This window comes from Seonamhaeicola marinus, assembly GCF_008085455.1.
In genome coordinates this window covers 404,349-420,554 of the sequence record NZ_VSDQ01000718.1, presented here as the reverse complement: position 1 = coordinate 420,554, position 16,206 = coordinate 404,349, and the positions used below count along the sequence as shown (strand labels likewise).

The following is a 16,206-nucleotide window of genomic DNA, read 5'->3' as shown; positions in this document are numbered from 1 at the left end:
TAATTAATACAAAAAAAAGAAAAGCCAAGAAACTAATTCTTGGCTTTCTATTTTTTTAATAAGCAACATCTATAAATCGCATAGAACCTGCTGGTACTTTTAGTTGTATACTTTCTTTAGAAATTGGTAATTCTTCTTTCTTTAGAATATCTGTTACTTGTTTTGGTTTCCTATTTTGAAATTTAACAACTACATTTCTTTCCTGCGGATCTAAATAACCAGGGTCAATAAGAATTAGCCTCGTATGGTTATCATCTAATCGTATGGCGCTCCATGATGCACCTTCTACTAATATCTGCAATTTTTCAGCCCCTTGATTAACAACTGACTTCATTTCTTTTCCAAAAACTTTTGCCTCTACTTTTTTGTTATCTATGATGCCGTGTTTACCATCACTTATGGTATATCCAACATGTTTAGAATCTAACGCTTTTGATAATTCTACAGGAGCTATTGGCGTCATTCCATTGGGTATTTTTGGCATGTAATTGGTCCATCTGTAATCTACTCCCAGAGCAATCTTAGAATAATCATGTTCTGGCACACTTGCCCCTGCCCAATGCATCTGCGCAACCGAAAACACAGCATTATCATCATCTGCTTTGTACTGGTTCATATTATGATGTGTATCTACCGAATGAATTAAGTGTTCATCTGCATTTTGAATTAAATGCCATGAACCAATAGATTGAATATCTTCTTTTTCTACTAGGGGTAAAACACCAGATTTCATAAGGGCATAAAGTACTTCCATACCAGGTTCTTCTAGAAAAATACCATCGAAATTAATAGCCACTCTTGCTCCATATGAAGCCATTAAGGTTCCTTGTCTTAAATATGGCGAAATAGTTCGCTGTCCCCCTGGTGATAATGGACGCCATCCTGTTGGGTTATCATCTATAAGTCTCATAGCAAAATCATCTATATACCCTCCAGAGAGCATTCCAACTCTCCCTGCTAGATTTACATCTTGAGTTCTGGAGCTTGTATCTTCAGATGCAGGAACCAATATATCATTAAACTCACCAGAGAAGAACAGCTCTTTCCAAGGTGATAATTTATTGGTTAGAGCCCAAAACATATTTTTATATCTAAAATATAGTTTTGCCTTGTTATTTACTCTAATGGCTTTTGCTAAACGTGGTACATATTCTTCAACAAAATGTACGACTCTGGGATCTTTAACATTATCCATTTCTGCATAAATAAATCCATAACAAGTGTTTGGAGCTACTTTTAATATAGCCTCTAGGGTTTCTATTCTTGTGTAAAAAGGATCATTACCATGACCCGCCCAAATAACAAATGGTTCATTTTTATCTTCGAAAGATTTGGCCTTGGCTACAATTTCTTCTCGAGTTAAGTTATACTTTTTTCTTCTATCTTTTTTTAAAGCCACTTTACCCATTTTAGCAACCAAATCGTCTCTATTTGTATTCTCTGACCAGGTGCCTTTATTATCTATAAATACAATAGCATTACCATTAAGCCTTTTTACGTCTTTTGGTAACGTATGTTTGGTAATCATCATCCATGGTTTATCAGATTTCTTTTGGTAATCTGGCATTTTAAACCTTAGTGCATCGGCATATAAGTCCTTTAAATTATCTTGTACTTCTTTATACCTCCCTATTTTTTCATGAGTAGTATTAAACCATTTCTCATTATTTAAATTGTATGGATAAACTGCATTTCCACCTCCTAGGTCTCCTGCTGCAAAAAGTGTTTTGTTCCTTTTATCAAACGCTAGTTCAGAATACGTATCGTCCTTATATTTTGTTCCTACCTTTTCTATTAAATTCCCATTTAAATCACACAGATACAAAAGACTTCCCGTTCTCATTACAATTTGGTCTTTTACTGGTAATAAAGAGGCTCCTTGAGAATGTGCATAGCGCTGAATATCCTTTTTACTACCAGAATGACTAGCCACTACGCCAAAATCTCCATCTAAAACTATAAACATAGGTTTCCAAGAAACATCTCCAAAAATGAGTATATCATCTTTTCCATTTTTATCGATATCTGAAACATCAAAATCAGTCATCATAATTTTACTCATTTCTTTTAATGGAGCATCTTTAGTTGACAACTTTTTAATCTTTTCCTTGGAGTCTGGGTCTACAAACCCAAAAAACTCCCATCTAAATTTATCATGAACATAGGTCATTAAAAACAAAGATTGTTTGTCTTTATCTATAAAATTACCAGCTTCAATTTTTCTAACTACCCCTTTAATTTTGGTCGTTGAAGCAAGTTCTCCTTGGGCATTTAATTCGTATAATTTGTAATCATTACCTCCAGCAAAAACCTGGATTTTACCAGAGTTCTTTACAACAGCTACTTCCGAAAATCGGACTTTATGCTCTGGACTGTACTTCCAGAGTAATTTTCCTTTATGGTTCCAACAGTAAATAGTTCCGTTTGCACTTGCTGCTAATAATTCATCATTTCCATCGTTTGTGATATCTGCTGCTTCAATCTCATACATTACCGCAGGATTATCCGAAGGGTTACGCCATAATTCTTGCCCTTTGGTTGTATAGGCAGATACAGCACCATCTAATTCAGAAATATACATTACAGATTTGCCTTTAACCGTTGCTATAACGCTCTGTCTTATTCCGTTTCCTGAAGTTGTAAAACTTTGTCCAGAAACTTTGCAATTCCATAGACCTAATACACAGCCTAAAAGAATACCTGTTCTTTTTATTAATTTCATTTATAAGTACTATTATTTAGTTTAGTTTAATCTTTTCTATTAAGCTTTTTGCAAAAGCTTCTCCTAGTCTCTTTTGACCAATGGTATTGTAATGTGTATTATCTAGATGTTTCGGAAAGTCGTTCCAAGGACTTTCCTTTGAAGTTTTAATCATCGTGTTTCGCTCATCTAAACTACCAACCTCTATTTGGGCATTTCTTATGAAGTCTACCCCTGGTTTATACTTTCTGGGTAGTACATTTACTTGACCAATTATAAATGGTAATTTAGATGTATTAAGGTCTTTACGGTAATGATTAATTAGGTTTTCTAAGTTCTCTCTATAGTTTTTAGCAGCTAATTCTGAGTTGGTATCTTTTTCTCCTTGCATCCATGTTAAACCAATAATTTTAAAGGATTTACCTTGGGATTTAAGTTGTTCTAGAGTCTTATGGATATCCTTTAAATGAAGCTCATACAATTTTATTTTTTTTCTTTGGGCATCCATTTCAACGGCATTAGATTTTTCTGCTGACCACTCAGGACTCCATGCGCCATACAATGATGTTCCTCCAAGAGCTCTTTTAACAAGCACATATTTCTGGTTTGGATTTGCTTCTGCTAAAGTTAATCCTATAAATAATTCGGGACCAAACCGTTTGGTAAAATTGTACTTTTTGGAAGGTTTATTATTGAAATACGATAGCGGTTTTAGTGCTTTTCCGTTATAACTTAAAAAAACTCTATCTGATATATTCTCAATCCTTTTTTTGTCGACTGAAGAAAGCTCATCATAATTCCCAGCCCCAACCATATTGGATTGTCCTGCTAGCAACACCAAATGTACGTCAGCTTTATAATCTGTTTGAGCTTGCGTAGTTAGTATAGTAACTATAAAAACAATACATAGTATTTTATTTGCTTTAGTTCCTATCATTTTCTTTAACGATAAACTGATTGTATTCTGGATTAACACGCGCTGCATTTTTGAATTGCTTTTTCTCTTTCCAAAGATTATAGGTTGCTTCTAATTGAACTGAAGATTCTGGATATTGCCCCTTGTCATTTGTTTCTTTTATCCAGGTATCTAAAACTTGTCTGTGTTCTTTTAAAACTGAAGCAAGCTTAGGCTCATTTGCCAAATTGTTTATTTGGTGAGGATCGTTCTCTAAATCATACAACTCTTCATGAGGTCTTTTTCCAAACCAAAACTGCTCCTGATATGGTGTTAAACTACCTGCATTAAATTGCTTTTTCATATCTCTAACATTGGCATGGGTATCACGGTAGCTTGCTTGTAACATAGGACGCTCTGGGTGATAATTTTTTATGTACCTATATTTTTCTGAAACAACTGTTCTAATCCTATCTATTGTAAAATCGCATCGGTCTCTAGCTCCAATAACATAATTTCGATTCCTATAATTTTTGCCAAATAGGTCTTGACCATCCAAATATTTTGGTAATTCAACACCTCCAATTGCCAGCGTAGTAGCAGATACATCTAACAAAGACACCAAATCATCTCTAACTGCTCCTTTTTGTAAAGAAGGGTGATTGCCTTTTATAATTAAAGGAACCTTCATTCCGCCTTCATAACAAAATTGCTTATGTCTTAGTGATGTGTTACTTCCATGATCTGAAAAGAAAAATATAATCGTATTTTCTAGCGCTCCATCAGCCTCCAATTGGTTTAAAATATTTTCAACTGCCACATCGGAACCTCTATTAGCGTTATAATGGATGGTCCATGACTTTCTTTGTACTGGCGTATCAGGATAATAAGGCGGTAGAGGCACTTCATTATCTTCTAATTGCTCCCCTTCTCTCACGTACTTGTAATCTCTCTTACCTCCCATAATTTGTATTTGTCCAAACCATGGTTGATCTTTACTTGGTCTTGAACTCCATACATTTTCGGTGAAGGACATATAATTCTTAGCTCTATTTCCTTGCCAGCCATTCATCCCTTCAGCGTAATTATCTTCGGTTCCAACAGTATAAAGCCCTCTTCTATCATAATGAAAATTATAATCGTCCTTACCACTATTAAACGTAAAATACCCTGCTTCTCTCATTAATTCGGGGATAGTTTTAATAGAATCTGGTAGATTTATCCTAAGTTCATCAGGAACTATTTCTCCATCAGTTGTTCTGCTAGACCTATGTTGATGCGTACCAATTGTGGTTTGCATTTTCCCCGTTATAAAAGCTGATCTACTTGCAGAACACACAGGTGCTGAGGCATAAGCTCTTCTAAACAAAACACCGTCTGAAGCAAGCTTGTCTATAATTGGGGTATATCCTTGGTTTATTGTGTCTCCATAACAGCCCATAAAAGGCGATAGATCTTCTGCAACAATCCATAGAATATTAGGCCTTTTGGGCTCTTTATTCTTGTTTTGGGCACATGAAAAAGCACATACCACAATTAGCATCCAGCCAAATATTCTATAAGATCTAAACGTTAAATTCATTGCCTAACTATTTTAAAACATAGGGTTTAGATTGTGTTAATCCTGGTTCTTCAAACTCCTTCATTTGCTTTAGTAACTCAGCCTGCATTTTAGTTGCTATAGTTTTGTATGCCGGATCGTTATAAAAATTATTAAGTTCAAATGGATCTTTTTCTAAATCGAATAGATAAGGCGACTCTTCTTTATCTAATACCAATTTGTAGCGATTGTTAACCGCTGAAACCCACCAACCACCAGTTTTGGCGAAATAAGTAATCCTATCACTATCTAATTCTTTTTGATTATTTGTAAAATCCTCAGAAGTATCTAAACCATGAAATTTAGCATTGGTTTCAACCCCCATTAAACTTAGAATTGTAGGTGCAAAATCTACGTTGGTATATGCAGTATGTATGACCTTACCTGATGGAATTTTATCTGGATACCTTATTACAAATGGAATTCTAGATGATGCTTCATAAGGCACACCTTTATTGCGTCTATTGTGCTCAAAAAACATATCGCCGTGATCTGCTGTGAAAATAATAATGGTATTATCTGTTAACCCATTCTTATCTAAGAACTCTAAAATTCGGCCTACACTATCATCAATATGACTAACCATACCAAAATATTGTTTTAAAGCATTTTTCTGGTTCTTAAAAGATGCTTTACCTATGGCTTCATTTTTACCTTTATCCTTACCCCAAGATGGTTTGTTTTTAACATGCTCGGGAGCCATAGTTATTGGCGATTTTAACTTTAAATCTTTATACATTGTATTGTAAGGCGGTTTGGCATAATCTGGTGTATGCGGATCTGGAATTGAAAGCATTAAGGCAAAAGGCTTATCCTTATCTCTGTCTAGAATTTCTAATGTTTTATCCGTGAAGTAGTCCGTTAAATGAATGACCTCTTCTTTAGGAAGTTTAGCCGCTTGTTTCTCATTAATACCTTTAATTTGATCATCTTTTATATGAAAATAAGGCGCATGTCCTCCACGCATCATAAATCTATTATCTTCGAAACCACCATTATATTTTATACCAAAAGAATACTTATCATGACCAGCTAAATGCCATTTACCAACATATGATGTGGCATACCCATTATCTCTTAAAATCGTGGCAAAAGTTGGGATATCCTCTCTTAAATGAAGACCATTTTTTGGAGCACCAGTAGCTTGAGGATACAATCCTGTTACCAAAGATGCCCTTGAGGGTGTACAAACAGGCGAAGAACAATAATAACTTGTAGTAATCGCTCCTTCATGAGCTATTTTATCTATAAAAGGCGTTTTAGAATTGTTTCCTTTTCCCCATACAAAAGCTTGTTCTTCTGGTAGTAATTCTTGATAACAACTTAAGGTTCTAAAATTGTGCTCATCGGTGTGTATTACGATTAAATTTGGTTTCTTTTTATCTACTTCTGCGCCTTTCTCTTGTGTTTTCTTTTGTGAATTACATCCAAAAACTAAAAGACTAGTGAGCAGTAATCCTAAAATTCTTTTACTTATATTCATATATCTTCTTTTTATATAATTGGTTAATAACAACGTATTTCAAACATTTTTACATTAGGTTCTCCATAGGTTTCTTTTAACCTAACACGAACTGCTGTGGTTTCTACAGCATCAAATTTCACCTTTACTAATCGGGTTAAATTATTTTTAACGTCTCCTACTACAATCCATTTGCCTTTTACTCTAGCTTCAACGCTAAAATGTTTTATCAACTCTTTTGGAATTTCCATAGGCTGATCTTCATGTTTGGTAGGGTTTTTATGCATGTTTATTTTGCGCTGAAGATTGGTATCAAACTTCATTTCAACGCTGGTAAGTGTCTGACTATCTTCCCATTCCAATTGTATTTCTGCATTCAATCCGTCTGACTGCCAATGATGAATCTTATCTACTTCATCTCTAGAGACCCCATCTAATAAATTTTTCACGTCTCCAGAAGTAGTGGATGACGCAAAAATTAAATTGGCTTTACTTGCTTTATTCTTAGGGTCATTAGCAGGTCTATTCGGGAAAAAAGAGTCATCACGCAACAATTGTTCTTGTAATTCATTTATGTGCTTTTTGTACAAACCTCTTGGTTTAATTCCTTTTTTAGAGCACATTGCTGCTGCTGTACCAATGGCTTGCCCCATCATGGAACATGTTCCAATAATTCTTGTAGAGGATAGCGCTATATGCGATACGCTCACATTTCTTCCTGCAAATAAGAGGTTTTCAATGTTTTTAGAATACAAACAACGAAACGGCACTTCATAAATATTACTAAAACGAGAATGGAAAAAACTTGCTGGTTGACTTAAATCCTCAATACCGCCAGGATTATGTTCGTCTAAACTCCAACCTCCAAAAGCAACCGCATCTTCAAAATGGCGTAAACTCAGCATATCGTTTTGCGTAAGAATAAAATCGCCAATAAAACGGCGCGATTCTCTTCTTCCCGGAATAGAACCAATCCAATCTAAAACCACATTGTCTGCTTCTGGATGTTTCCCTGAGTTTTTCACATAATCCCAAACACCATAAAAATATGCCATGAGCTTATGGCGTATCTCATCACGCTCTCCAATAATATCAACATCACTACCAACTTCTACCCACCAAAACCCTTCTTTTACTTGTTTAATCTTTCTGTGTCCTGTAGTTTCTGCCTTTTCTCCATCGAAAGGAATGGCATAATCGGGCGCATAAAACGGTACTGGCTTGCCCATATCTTTGGTAATCATCATGATACAGTCTCCCATTACCCAACCGTCTGGTTTATCTGGTGCATAAGACTCATTGAACTCATCTTTCCCTTCTCGTCCCATTCTAAATTCAGCACCAGAACTGGCAGCTACTAATCCATCACCTGAACAATCACAAATCATGTTAGCATTTATGGTAAATATTGTTTCTGTAGTAGTTTGCCAACATATAACGGATTTAATAGTGTTACCATTCATTACTACATCCATGGCAGACGTATTCATTAATAGGGTTATGTTTTTTTCCCTAACTACATAGTTATATAAAACATGATCCCAAACATGGTATGACGCTTGTGGGTTATAATGCCAATTTTCTAATAGTAATTCTTCTACAATCCCTGTTTCTCTTTCAACTTTATGTTTATTCTTTAAACCTTGTACACCATTAACGGTAACACGCATTTCACTCGATGCATTACCTCCCAATACGGGTCTATCTTGTACAAGTACCACACGTGCTCCATTTCTAGCAGCAGATACTGCAGCTGAAATTCCTGCCATACCAGCACCAATTACTGCCACATCAAATTCTAACGTTTTTCTTCTTTTAGGATCCGTTTTACTAGCTTTAGATGCATTAAAATGGATTAACTTGGTTTCACCAGTTTCTAAATTTTGCGCTGCAACACTACCCGTAATTGGTAATAAACCAGCTGCCAACGCTCCTTGTGCTCCTTTTTTAAAAAAACTTCTTCGTTTCATTTTCCTGTATCTAAACCTCTTTTAATTATATATTTTTGTTTTTTGCTTCCTCCAAATAAGGAATGAACCTTTCTACCAATTCAGGATGTTTTTCAGCCAAATTTGAAGTTTCAGAAACATCTTTATCTAAATCATACAATTCGTAATGTGGTTTCGTGCTATTCTGAGGTGTTACTCTAAAAAATTTCCAATTATCAACTCTAACTGTTTCATAAAGTGGTCGCTTTCCATGTTTCCATTCCCAGTATAAATACTTATGTTTTTCTTGACTATTAGATTCTCCCAAAATGGTTGGTAGCATACTAATGCCATCAATATTTTTTGGTGTTTCAATATTGGCTAAATCACATGCAGTTGGAAGAAAATCCCAAAATGCGCTTGGTAAGTTTGACACTTGACCGCCTTTAACTGTTCCCTTCCAATTAACAACAAATGGAATTCTAATACCTCCTTCGTACAAATCGCGTTTCTTACCTCTTAAACCTTTTGAGCTATCGAAAAATTTAATGCTTTGGCCGCCTTCATTTGAAGGTCCGTTATCACTTGAAAACATAATTATGGTGTTTTCGTCAATACCCAATTCATTTAACAAATCAACTATTCTACCTATATTTTTATCCATACGTGTAATCATAGCTGCATATGTAGTATTAGGTTCATCTTGTGCACAATACCCATTAACATACTGACTTCCATAACCATAATCTTTTCCGCCACCACCACCGATTCTTTTTGGGGTTTCAGGCCAATTTAGAGCTCTATATTCTTCCATAGCTTCCTCTTGAATAGTTAATTCGGCATGTGGTATCGCAAATGGTAAATACAAGAAGAAAGGTTCATCTTTGTTTTCTTTTATAAACTGCAAAGCTTCTTTGGCAAACTCATCATGAGAATATGTTCCTTTTCCTTTTATATAACGCCCTTGTTCATCTCTTATATTTAAGTTTTCGGGATATTCCACCTTTGTATGATTACGCCATAAGTATTCTGGATAGTAAAAATGTGCAAACCCTTGATTATCAAACCCAAAATAATGATCAAACCCTTGTTGATTAGGGCAATTATCATCTGTAACACCTTGTGAAAGCCCCCATTTCCCTATTAGTCCTGTCTTATATCCGGCTGTTTTTAATAATTCCGCAATTGTAACATCATTAGGGTCTAAAAGCTGACCGTTTATTGTAACCGAGGCATTTCCCATATGCATCCCTGTCATTAAAGAACATCTAGAAGGAGAACAAACGGTTTGGCCGGAGTAGTGATCGGTAAACCTTATACCCTCGTTAGCTAGTTTATCAATATTGGGGGTTTTTATTTTAGTTTGACCGTAGACGCCAACGTCTCCGTAACCCATGTCATCTGCCAAAATGTAAATTATGTTTGGCTTTGTTTGAGATTCTTCTTTTAGCTTCGTCTTGGAAGATTTCTTTTGAGCACAGCTAATTGCTATACACGATAGAAAGAACACTCCTAAAAAGGATAATCTATGCATTGTCATTATTGAGTTTCTTGTTAGCATGTTCAAATTTTTTAAAATTCTGTTTATGTTGAATAGTTATAAGTAAATTATATGTATCTGAGCGTACATTTAGAGCATATATCTCCCGTAAATAGTACAAACAGCAGTGTTTTACACTAAATTAAATTATAACAGAAAACTGTTAGTTCAAAAAGACTAAGTTTGTTTTATATGTGCTTAAAGGTTCACACCTGTACCTTGTAATGAATTATCATGATCCCACATGATTAACCATGGATCTTTTGTCTTAAGCTGAAACGATTTCATTTGCGATTTTAAAGATTGAAGAGTCTCTGCGTAATTTTCATCTTCGGCCAGATTATTAGACTCGTTCGGATCTTTGGAAAGGTTAAAAAGTTCAAACTCTGGTCTAAACATGTAGTCCTTAACCTTTTTATGTCCGAAGTACTCTTCCTTGTTTCTATAAATAGCTTGCCATGTTGAAGCCGCCCACAAATCTGAAGCAAAAGGATACTCCAATCTGTTAGCTATATTCCAAATTAGTTTATAATCACCGTCAATAACAACCCGCATTGGATAATACATGGTTATCTCATGAAAAGTATGTGAGGCATAGATTTGATTCCAATCTTTTGAACCTTCAGAATCTATAACACTGTTAAAGGATTTTCCGTGAAAATCTTCTTTATCATAGCTTACCGCCGCCATGTCTAAAATAGTAGGTGTTAAATCTACCCAAGATACTCTTGCTGTATTCGTAATTCCTTTTTTAGACTTGGTTGGATCTTTAATAATACATGGCAATTTTATACCTGGTTCGTAAACCGTTGTTTTAGCTCCTGGAAAAGCCATACCATTATCTGAAATGTAAATTACAATAGTAGTATCTAATTTTCCTGCATCTTTAAGATGGCTCATTAGTTTCCCAAAGCCCTGATCTATTCTAGATATACTTTGATAGTATTGGGCAATTTCTTCTCTACTTTGTTTATTATCTGGTAAAAACTCCGGTACTAAAACGTCTTCTGGTTTATAAGTTACTTGGGCAACATCTTTATACCCTTCCTTTTTATTTCCGAAGGTATTAGGAGCATACCAGGGTTCTGGTTTAAATGGGTGCCCTCTATGTGGATCATCTGTACAAAAATATAAAAAGAACGGCTTTTTTGAATTAATTACATCTACGCATTTATCCGCCATTTCAACCGTATTTCTTGGATCTGCATTTAAAACTTCGTCAAATAAATACACATGTTCTGGCGCTACATGATACTTCCCTATTCTTGCGGTTAAATACCCTGCATCGGTTAATCTATTTGATAAGGATTTTACATTATCAAATGTACTAAAGTGGTGGTAATCATGAACATGACCGTACGATCCTGTAGCATGACCAAATTTACCCGATAATATTACCGATCTGCTGGCAGCGCAACTAGCACTTGTACAGTAAGCATTGGTAAAGCGCACACCTTCTTTAGCTAATTTATCTAAATTAGGTGTTTTTATTATAGGATTGCCATAACATCCTAAAGCATCCGTACCATGATCATCTGCAACAAAAAGAATAACGTTTGGTCTATTATCTTCTTCTTTTACGACCTCTTGTTTTTGATTAGAACAACTAAAATTTAAAAGAGAGGTCATTAATATTAATACAATGTAATTGACCGTTTTGCTTGGGTTCATACGCCTTAAAAGTTAAATATTGCTAATGACAACCATTTTACATTCATGCGTTTTTGCTGTCATGGAAATCGTGTTTTTAAAGATACCCAAATCTTTATGATCCACAATATTTCTAGCCTTTACTTTAGAGGTAATATTTAAATCTTTTAAATTAATACTAATATCTCTTTGCTTAGTATCATCGAGGTTTAAGAACAACAACGCAACATCACCATTTTTTAGTTTTTTAGCCCAAACTTGTGTTTTGTCTTCTCTTTTTATGATTTTTCCTTGCTCTGTTGGATCCTGATTCACAGCAATCATTTCCTTATTAAGTATTAAGTTCTTTTCAAACTTATCCATATGTCCAAGGTTATTGCCCAACATTAATGGCGCGCTCATAATGCACCAAAGCCCAAAATGAGATGTTTGCTCTTTTCTAGATAAGCCTTGAATACCTGTAATTAGCATATCTGGATCATTCCAGTATCCGTTTCCTGCAAATTTTGCCACTTTATTATTTTCTTCAGCAATCTCCATAACGCTTAAATGCGCCTTTTTAAATTTTGTTGGTTTCACAAAATCTGCTCCACCGCTATGTATTTTTGCTCTTATATCAAATGTTGTTCTTGCCATATTACATACTTCGGGATACCAGTCTCGGTATTCGTATGCAGAAATGCTAAACACTATATCTCTTCCGCATTCTTTTAATAACCTACTCCATTTCTTATACGAAGCCTCAACTACGGCTTCATCCCATCCACCGTTTTTAGCCTTAGGGCATTCATTACAATCTTTATCTACAAACCTACATTTATCTAGTTTTATAAAGTCTAATCCCCAGTCTACAAATTGTTTTACATGGACTTCTTCATGACCGTAGCCCCCAACTAAATCGCCTCCACAGTCGTGCGTACCCGGAACAACATGAACACCTAACTTCATGCCTTTAGCATGGGCATAATCTGCCAATGGTTTAATACCATTTGGAAATTTAACAGGGTGTGTTAGTAACTCTCCATTATTTCCTAACTTTGTATCTCTCCAGCCTCCATCTATTATCACGTAGTTGTAGCCAGCATCTTTAAGCCCATTTTCAACCATAAAATCAATTACTTTTTTCACTTCTTTTTCATTGATATTATGTTTACCATACCAGTTCCAGCTATTCCAACCCATTGGTGGCGTTTTAGAAATATTTGCTTTTTTTTGGGCATTAACAAATGTTAAAAAACAAATACTTAGTAATAACAACAATAGTTTTTGATTGTTAATTTTCATACGAATACTTTCTATCTTATTTAATTAATAATTACTTTTTTAATAATCTCTTTACCATTTACCAGAACTTTTAAGAAGTACATTCCTGAAGATACATCTTTAAAATTCAGGTAACCTAACTCTCCTTTACGTATTGATAAAATTGATTTTATCAATATACCAGAAGCGCTATAAACCTTAATATTTTCCACATCTTCTGTACTCTTAATTGATATCTCATTTGATGTTGGGTTCGGATAAATGCTAATTATTCTTTTTTTTTAAAATCATCGGTAGATAATGATGCGCAATTAAGACTTACAAATTCTGAAGGAATTACATCTTCTTGATATAAAAATCCATTACCAACCACAGGCTCTTCAACAATTACAGTTTGTGTATTACCGGTACAACTATAATTAGCATCTGCTAAAACAGGTGCTATAGATGGTCCTATATAAATTTTATCGCTATATGAACTTTTTGCTGTAGGATCTGAAATCTCAGTGGGGTAATATTTAAAGTGTTTTGATTTTACCTCGGCTGTATCGCCATAAGTAGCTGTTACATTTTTAACCTTTACAAACTCAAATGTACCTTCATTTAAATTAATGGTTTGATCATATTTACTTGAAACAAAACCGCCTTCAATTCTAACAGCAAAGCCACTGTTTACAGATGTTATTCCTTCCGCATCCACAGTACCATTATGTACAGCATGTGGTGATACCATTAGTGCACAGTTACCATTTGTGGATGAAATGTTTCTGGCTACAATTTTATCTAATCCACCAACCCTAGTTTTACCAACAGGAAGATTATCTCCTTGTAAATTATTTAATCCGGTATACCCAGTCTCCAATCTTAATGTAGCACCTCCTGTACCAGACAGGTCCTTAAATAAAATATTTTCGGCAGATTGTGTTTGCACCATACCATAGCCATAATGGGCGTTGTTAGTATTCATATCTTTAACTATACCATTTGTTGGTATAACATAATTACCGCCAAAATCATCTCCTCCCATTGTAACCACACTAAATTTAGTATAGGTATCTTCTATATTACAATTGGCAAGTAAAAAGTTATTTACTTTAACACATTTGAATATTGATAAATTAGGGTTGTTATTATGAGTTAAATCTACAGTAAATCTATTCCCACTGGAACTCGAAATACTAATATTTTCAATAGGATTAGTATTATCCCCTAAACTAAACATATGATAGTTTTTTGTATCTGTTCTGGAAGTGGGCCTAATTGTTACGGCATTACTTATATCTAAATGCACATTAGATTTTAAATTAATTTCTTCGAAGGTATAATTACCTGCTGATATAGTTAATATACCTCCACCATTAGCTGAAATATCATCTATAGCATTTTGTAAGTCTCCACTATCATCGGTTGTAAAACTGTTATCTACACCATAATCTGCTACTAAATCTTTATTGTAATTAGCATGTGCTATTGGCGTATAAAAATTTGATTCATTGTCTATTTGCGCTGATATTAAATTAAGTCCAGCTAAAAGTAAAAATGACATCAAAAGGTTCTCTTTTTTCATAATCTATGTATTTCTGTCTACAAAGCTATATTCAAAGCCTTTGTAGATTGTCTTTTTGAATAAACAACTTGTAGTCTCTGGTAATTTTATGGTTATAGGACATAAAAAACCTTCAATGTTGCCAAAGAAGGTTATAAGTGTGTTTTTGCTAAATATTATTTAATAACAACTTTTTGCGTAAACGATTTGTTTTCTGAAGCCACTTTCAACAAATACAACCCAGATTTTAAATTAGATACGTTTAATTGAAAGTCTTTAGAAATTTCTTCTACATGTTTAACACGTAAACCAATCATATTATACATTTCAACATTGCCTCCATTAATGGTTTTTAAGTGTATAAAGCTATGAGCAGGGTTCGGATAAATTGAAACGCCTTCTAAGGTATTCGTACTGTTTGATAAGGTTGTGGCATAAACTAATTCTCCTGTTGCTCTTTGAGCTAAAGCCCCTCCTGTGCCATCATGAGAAATTTTGTTTAAGTCATCTGTAGTTAAGGTACTGGTAAATTTAATGACATCTTCTTTAAAGCCAATTATATTTAAGAGACTTGTAGCTTCTACTAATGAAATTGAATTTACGGTTACTTCTGTAACACCATTATCAATGTCTAGATTCAATGTATTGTTGGCTAACCCCACCTTTACACTTCCTATATTGCTTTGATTTGCATTAATGGCTAAAGTAGTAGTCCCTCCTGCTGAGATGGCACCATTTACAGTCCCTTCAAAAGTATTAGCGCCATTTATTGAAACAACTGCAGATGGCTGAGATAGCTTTAAAACGCCTGCAGAAGCTCTAAATAGATTAGGTGCTTCGATATTGGATTGCACATTTACAATGGTTCCTTCATTATCATTGTATATAATTTGCCCTGTGTGATTTGCAAAATTTGCTGTTGCACCAAAAACAAAATCTGAATTACTCTTTTTATGAATTTGGAAATTACCATCACCAGCTACATTACCATTAAAATTAAAGGTATTGTCTGAGTAGTTTCTTGCATTACAGGTTGTTCCTGTGAGTGTTAGTGTTTTACCAGACGCAAAAATCAATTTATTATTTGCTTTCCCTGTACTTGTATCTACATTAACATTGCCTCCTGTAGTCATTTCGATATCGCAATCTATTGTTAATGCAGCATCTTTTAAGTTCTTAATTATTGGTGAAGCACCAGATAGTGTTAGTTTTGTACCTGCATTTCCCGTAATGGAAAAATCGCCTCCATTACCTAGTTCTAATTTGGCTGCAACTCCGGCAACATCAAGAGTTATGTTAGCCGTTATTACAACAACATCTGTTGCTGTTGGTAAGGCTCCTCCACTCCAGTTAGCGGTATTGCTCCATAAATTATCGCCTCCTGCATTATTAAATGTAACCTGAGCTTTTAAGTTACTAAACCCAAAAAAGGTTAATGTGATAAGTGCAATTTTTAGTAATTGTTTTTGCATGATAAGTCAATTTTAAAGTTAGTACCATAAAATTATGCTGCACTTTAAACTCATATGTCTTTGCAAATAAATAAGATGTCTTTAAACGTATTTAACTGTAAAACAGCAAAAAGCATCTCCATTTGAACAGAGATGCTTTTCTAACGTTA

At 34.5% G+C, this 16,206-nt stretch carries 11 protein-coding genes; all 11 read right to left on the bottom strand.

Translation table 11 applies throughout. The annotated features are described in order from the left end of the window. Positions 1-55: 55 nt before the first annotated feature. The 11 genes from FUA24_RS19395 to FUA24_RS19345 all read right to left on the bottom strand — a co-directional run bounded on the left by FUA24_RS19395 (position 56) and on the right by FUA24_RS19345 (position 16,057). A complete protein-coding gene (locus tag FUA24_RS19395; protein WP_148544708.1) occupies positions 56-2,722 on the bottom strand; it encodes a hypothetical protein in 2,667 nt (888 codons plus the stop codon). Positions 2,723-2,738: 16 nt separating this feature from the next. After that, positions 2,739-3,638, bottom strand: coding sequence for a sialate O-acetylesterase (locus FUA24_RS19390; protein ID WP_187388331.1), 900 nt, complete (start codon positions 3,636-3,638; stop codon positions 2,739-2,741). Continuing rightward, positions 3,625-5,178 carry a sulfatase family protein gene (locus FUA24_RS19385; RefSeq protein ID WP_222861377.1) on the bottom strand — a complete coding sequence of 518 codons (1,554 nt, stop codon included), beginning with the start codon at positions 5,176-5,178 and terminating at the stop codon, positions 3,625-3,627. Before FUA24_RS19385 ends, FUA24_RS19390 begins: the two co-directional genes overlap by 14 nt. Positions 5,179-5,185: 7 nt before the next feature. Next, positions 5,186-6,679: a sulfatase family protein gene (locus FUA24_RS19380; RefSeq protein ID WP_148544706.1), complete on the bottom strand. Its 1,494-nt coding sequence runs from the start codon at positions 6,677-6,679 to the stop codon at positions 5,186-5,188. 23 nt (positions 6,680-6,702) lie between these two features. Next, complete coding sequence (locus tag FUA24_RS19375) at positions 6,703-8,628, bottom strand: FAD-dependent oxidoreductase (RefSeq protein ID WP_148544705.1); 1,926 nt, start codon at positions 8,626-8,628, stop codon at positions 6,703-6,705. A gap of 25 nt (positions 8,629-8,653) precedes the next feature. Continuing rightward, entirely contained in the window at positions 8,654-10,147 is a 1,494-nt protein-coding gene (locus tag FUA24_RS19370; protein ID WP_222861376.1) for an arylsulfatase, read from the bottom strand. A gap of 177 nt (positions 10,148-10,324) precedes the next feature. Further along, a complete protein-coding gene (locus FUA24_RS19365) occupies positions 10,325-11,797 on the bottom strand; it encodes a sulfatase family protein (RefSeq protein WP_246147106.1) in 1,473 nt (490 codons plus the stop codon). A 12-nt stretch (positions 11,798-11,809) separates the two neighbouring features. After that, positions 11,810-13,060: a glycoside hydrolase family 27 protein gene (locus FUA24_RS19360; RefSeq protein ID WP_148544704.1), complete on the bottom strand. Its 1,251-nt coding sequence runs from the start codon at positions 13,058-13,060 to the stop codon at positions 11,810-11,812. A gap of 20 nt (positions 13,061-13,080) precedes the next feature. Further along, positions 13,081-13,302 (bottom strand): T9SS type A sorting domain-containing protein, encoded by a 222-nt coding sequence (locus FUA24_RS19355; protein WP_262713611.1) that lies wholly within the window; start codon positions 13,300-13,302, stop codon positions 13,081-13,083. A gap of 5 nt (positions 13,303-13,307) precedes the next feature. Beyond that, positions 13,308-14,606 (bottom strand): Iota-carrageenase A2, encoded by a 1,299-nt coding sequence (locus FUA24_RS19350; protein ID WP_148544702.1) that lies wholly within the window; start codon positions 14,604-14,606, stop codon positions 13,308-13,310. Between the two features lie 155 nt (positions 14,607-14,761). Then, a complete protein-coding gene (locus FUA24_RS19345; protein WP_148544701.1) occupies positions 14,762-16,057 on the bottom strand; it encodes a T9SS type A sorting domain-containing protein in 1,296 nt (431 codons plus the stop codon). Between the last annotated feature and the right edge of the window lie 149 nt (positions 16,058-16,206).

Coding starts and splice junctions, on each gene's coding strand:
- FUA24_RS19395 (WP_148544708.1), bottom strand. CDS start 2,722: ATGAAATTAATAAAAAGAACAGGTATTCTTTTAGGCTGTGTATTAGGT.
- FUA24_RS19390 (WP_187388331.1), bottom strand. CDS start 3,638: ATGATAGGAACTAAAGCAAATAAAATACTATGTATTGTTTTTATAGTT.
- FUA24_RS19385 (WP_222861377.1), bottom strand. CDS start 5,178: ATGAATTTAACGTTTAGATCTTATAGAATATTTGGCTGGATGCTAATT.
- FUA24_RS19380 (WP_148544706.1), bottom strand. CDS start 6,679: ATGAATATAAGTAAAAGAATTTTAGGATTACTGCTCACTAGTCTTTTA.
- FUA24_RS19375 (WP_148544705.1), bottom strand. CDS start 8,628: ATGAAACGAAGAAGTTTTTTTAAAAAAGGAGCACAAGGAGCGTTGGCA.
- FUA24_RS19370 (WP_222861376.1), bottom strand. CDS start 10,147: ATGCTAACAAGAAACTCAATAATGACAATGCATAGATTATCCTTTTTA.
- FUA24_RS19365 (WP_246147106.1), bottom strand. CDS start 11,797: ATGAACCCAAGCAAAACGGTCAATTACATTGTATTAATATTAATGACC.
- FUA24_RS19360 (WP_148544704.1), bottom strand. CDS start 13,060: ATGAAAATTAACAATCAAAAACTATTGTTGTTATTACTAAGTATTTGT.
- FUA24_RS19350 (WP_148544702.1), bottom strand. CDS start 14,606: ATGAAAAAAGAGAACCTTTTGATGTCATTTTTACTTTTAGCTGGACTT.
- FUA24_RS19345 (WP_148544701.1), bottom strand. CDS start 16,057: ATGCAAAAACAATTACTAAAAATTGCACTTATCACATTAACCTTTTTT.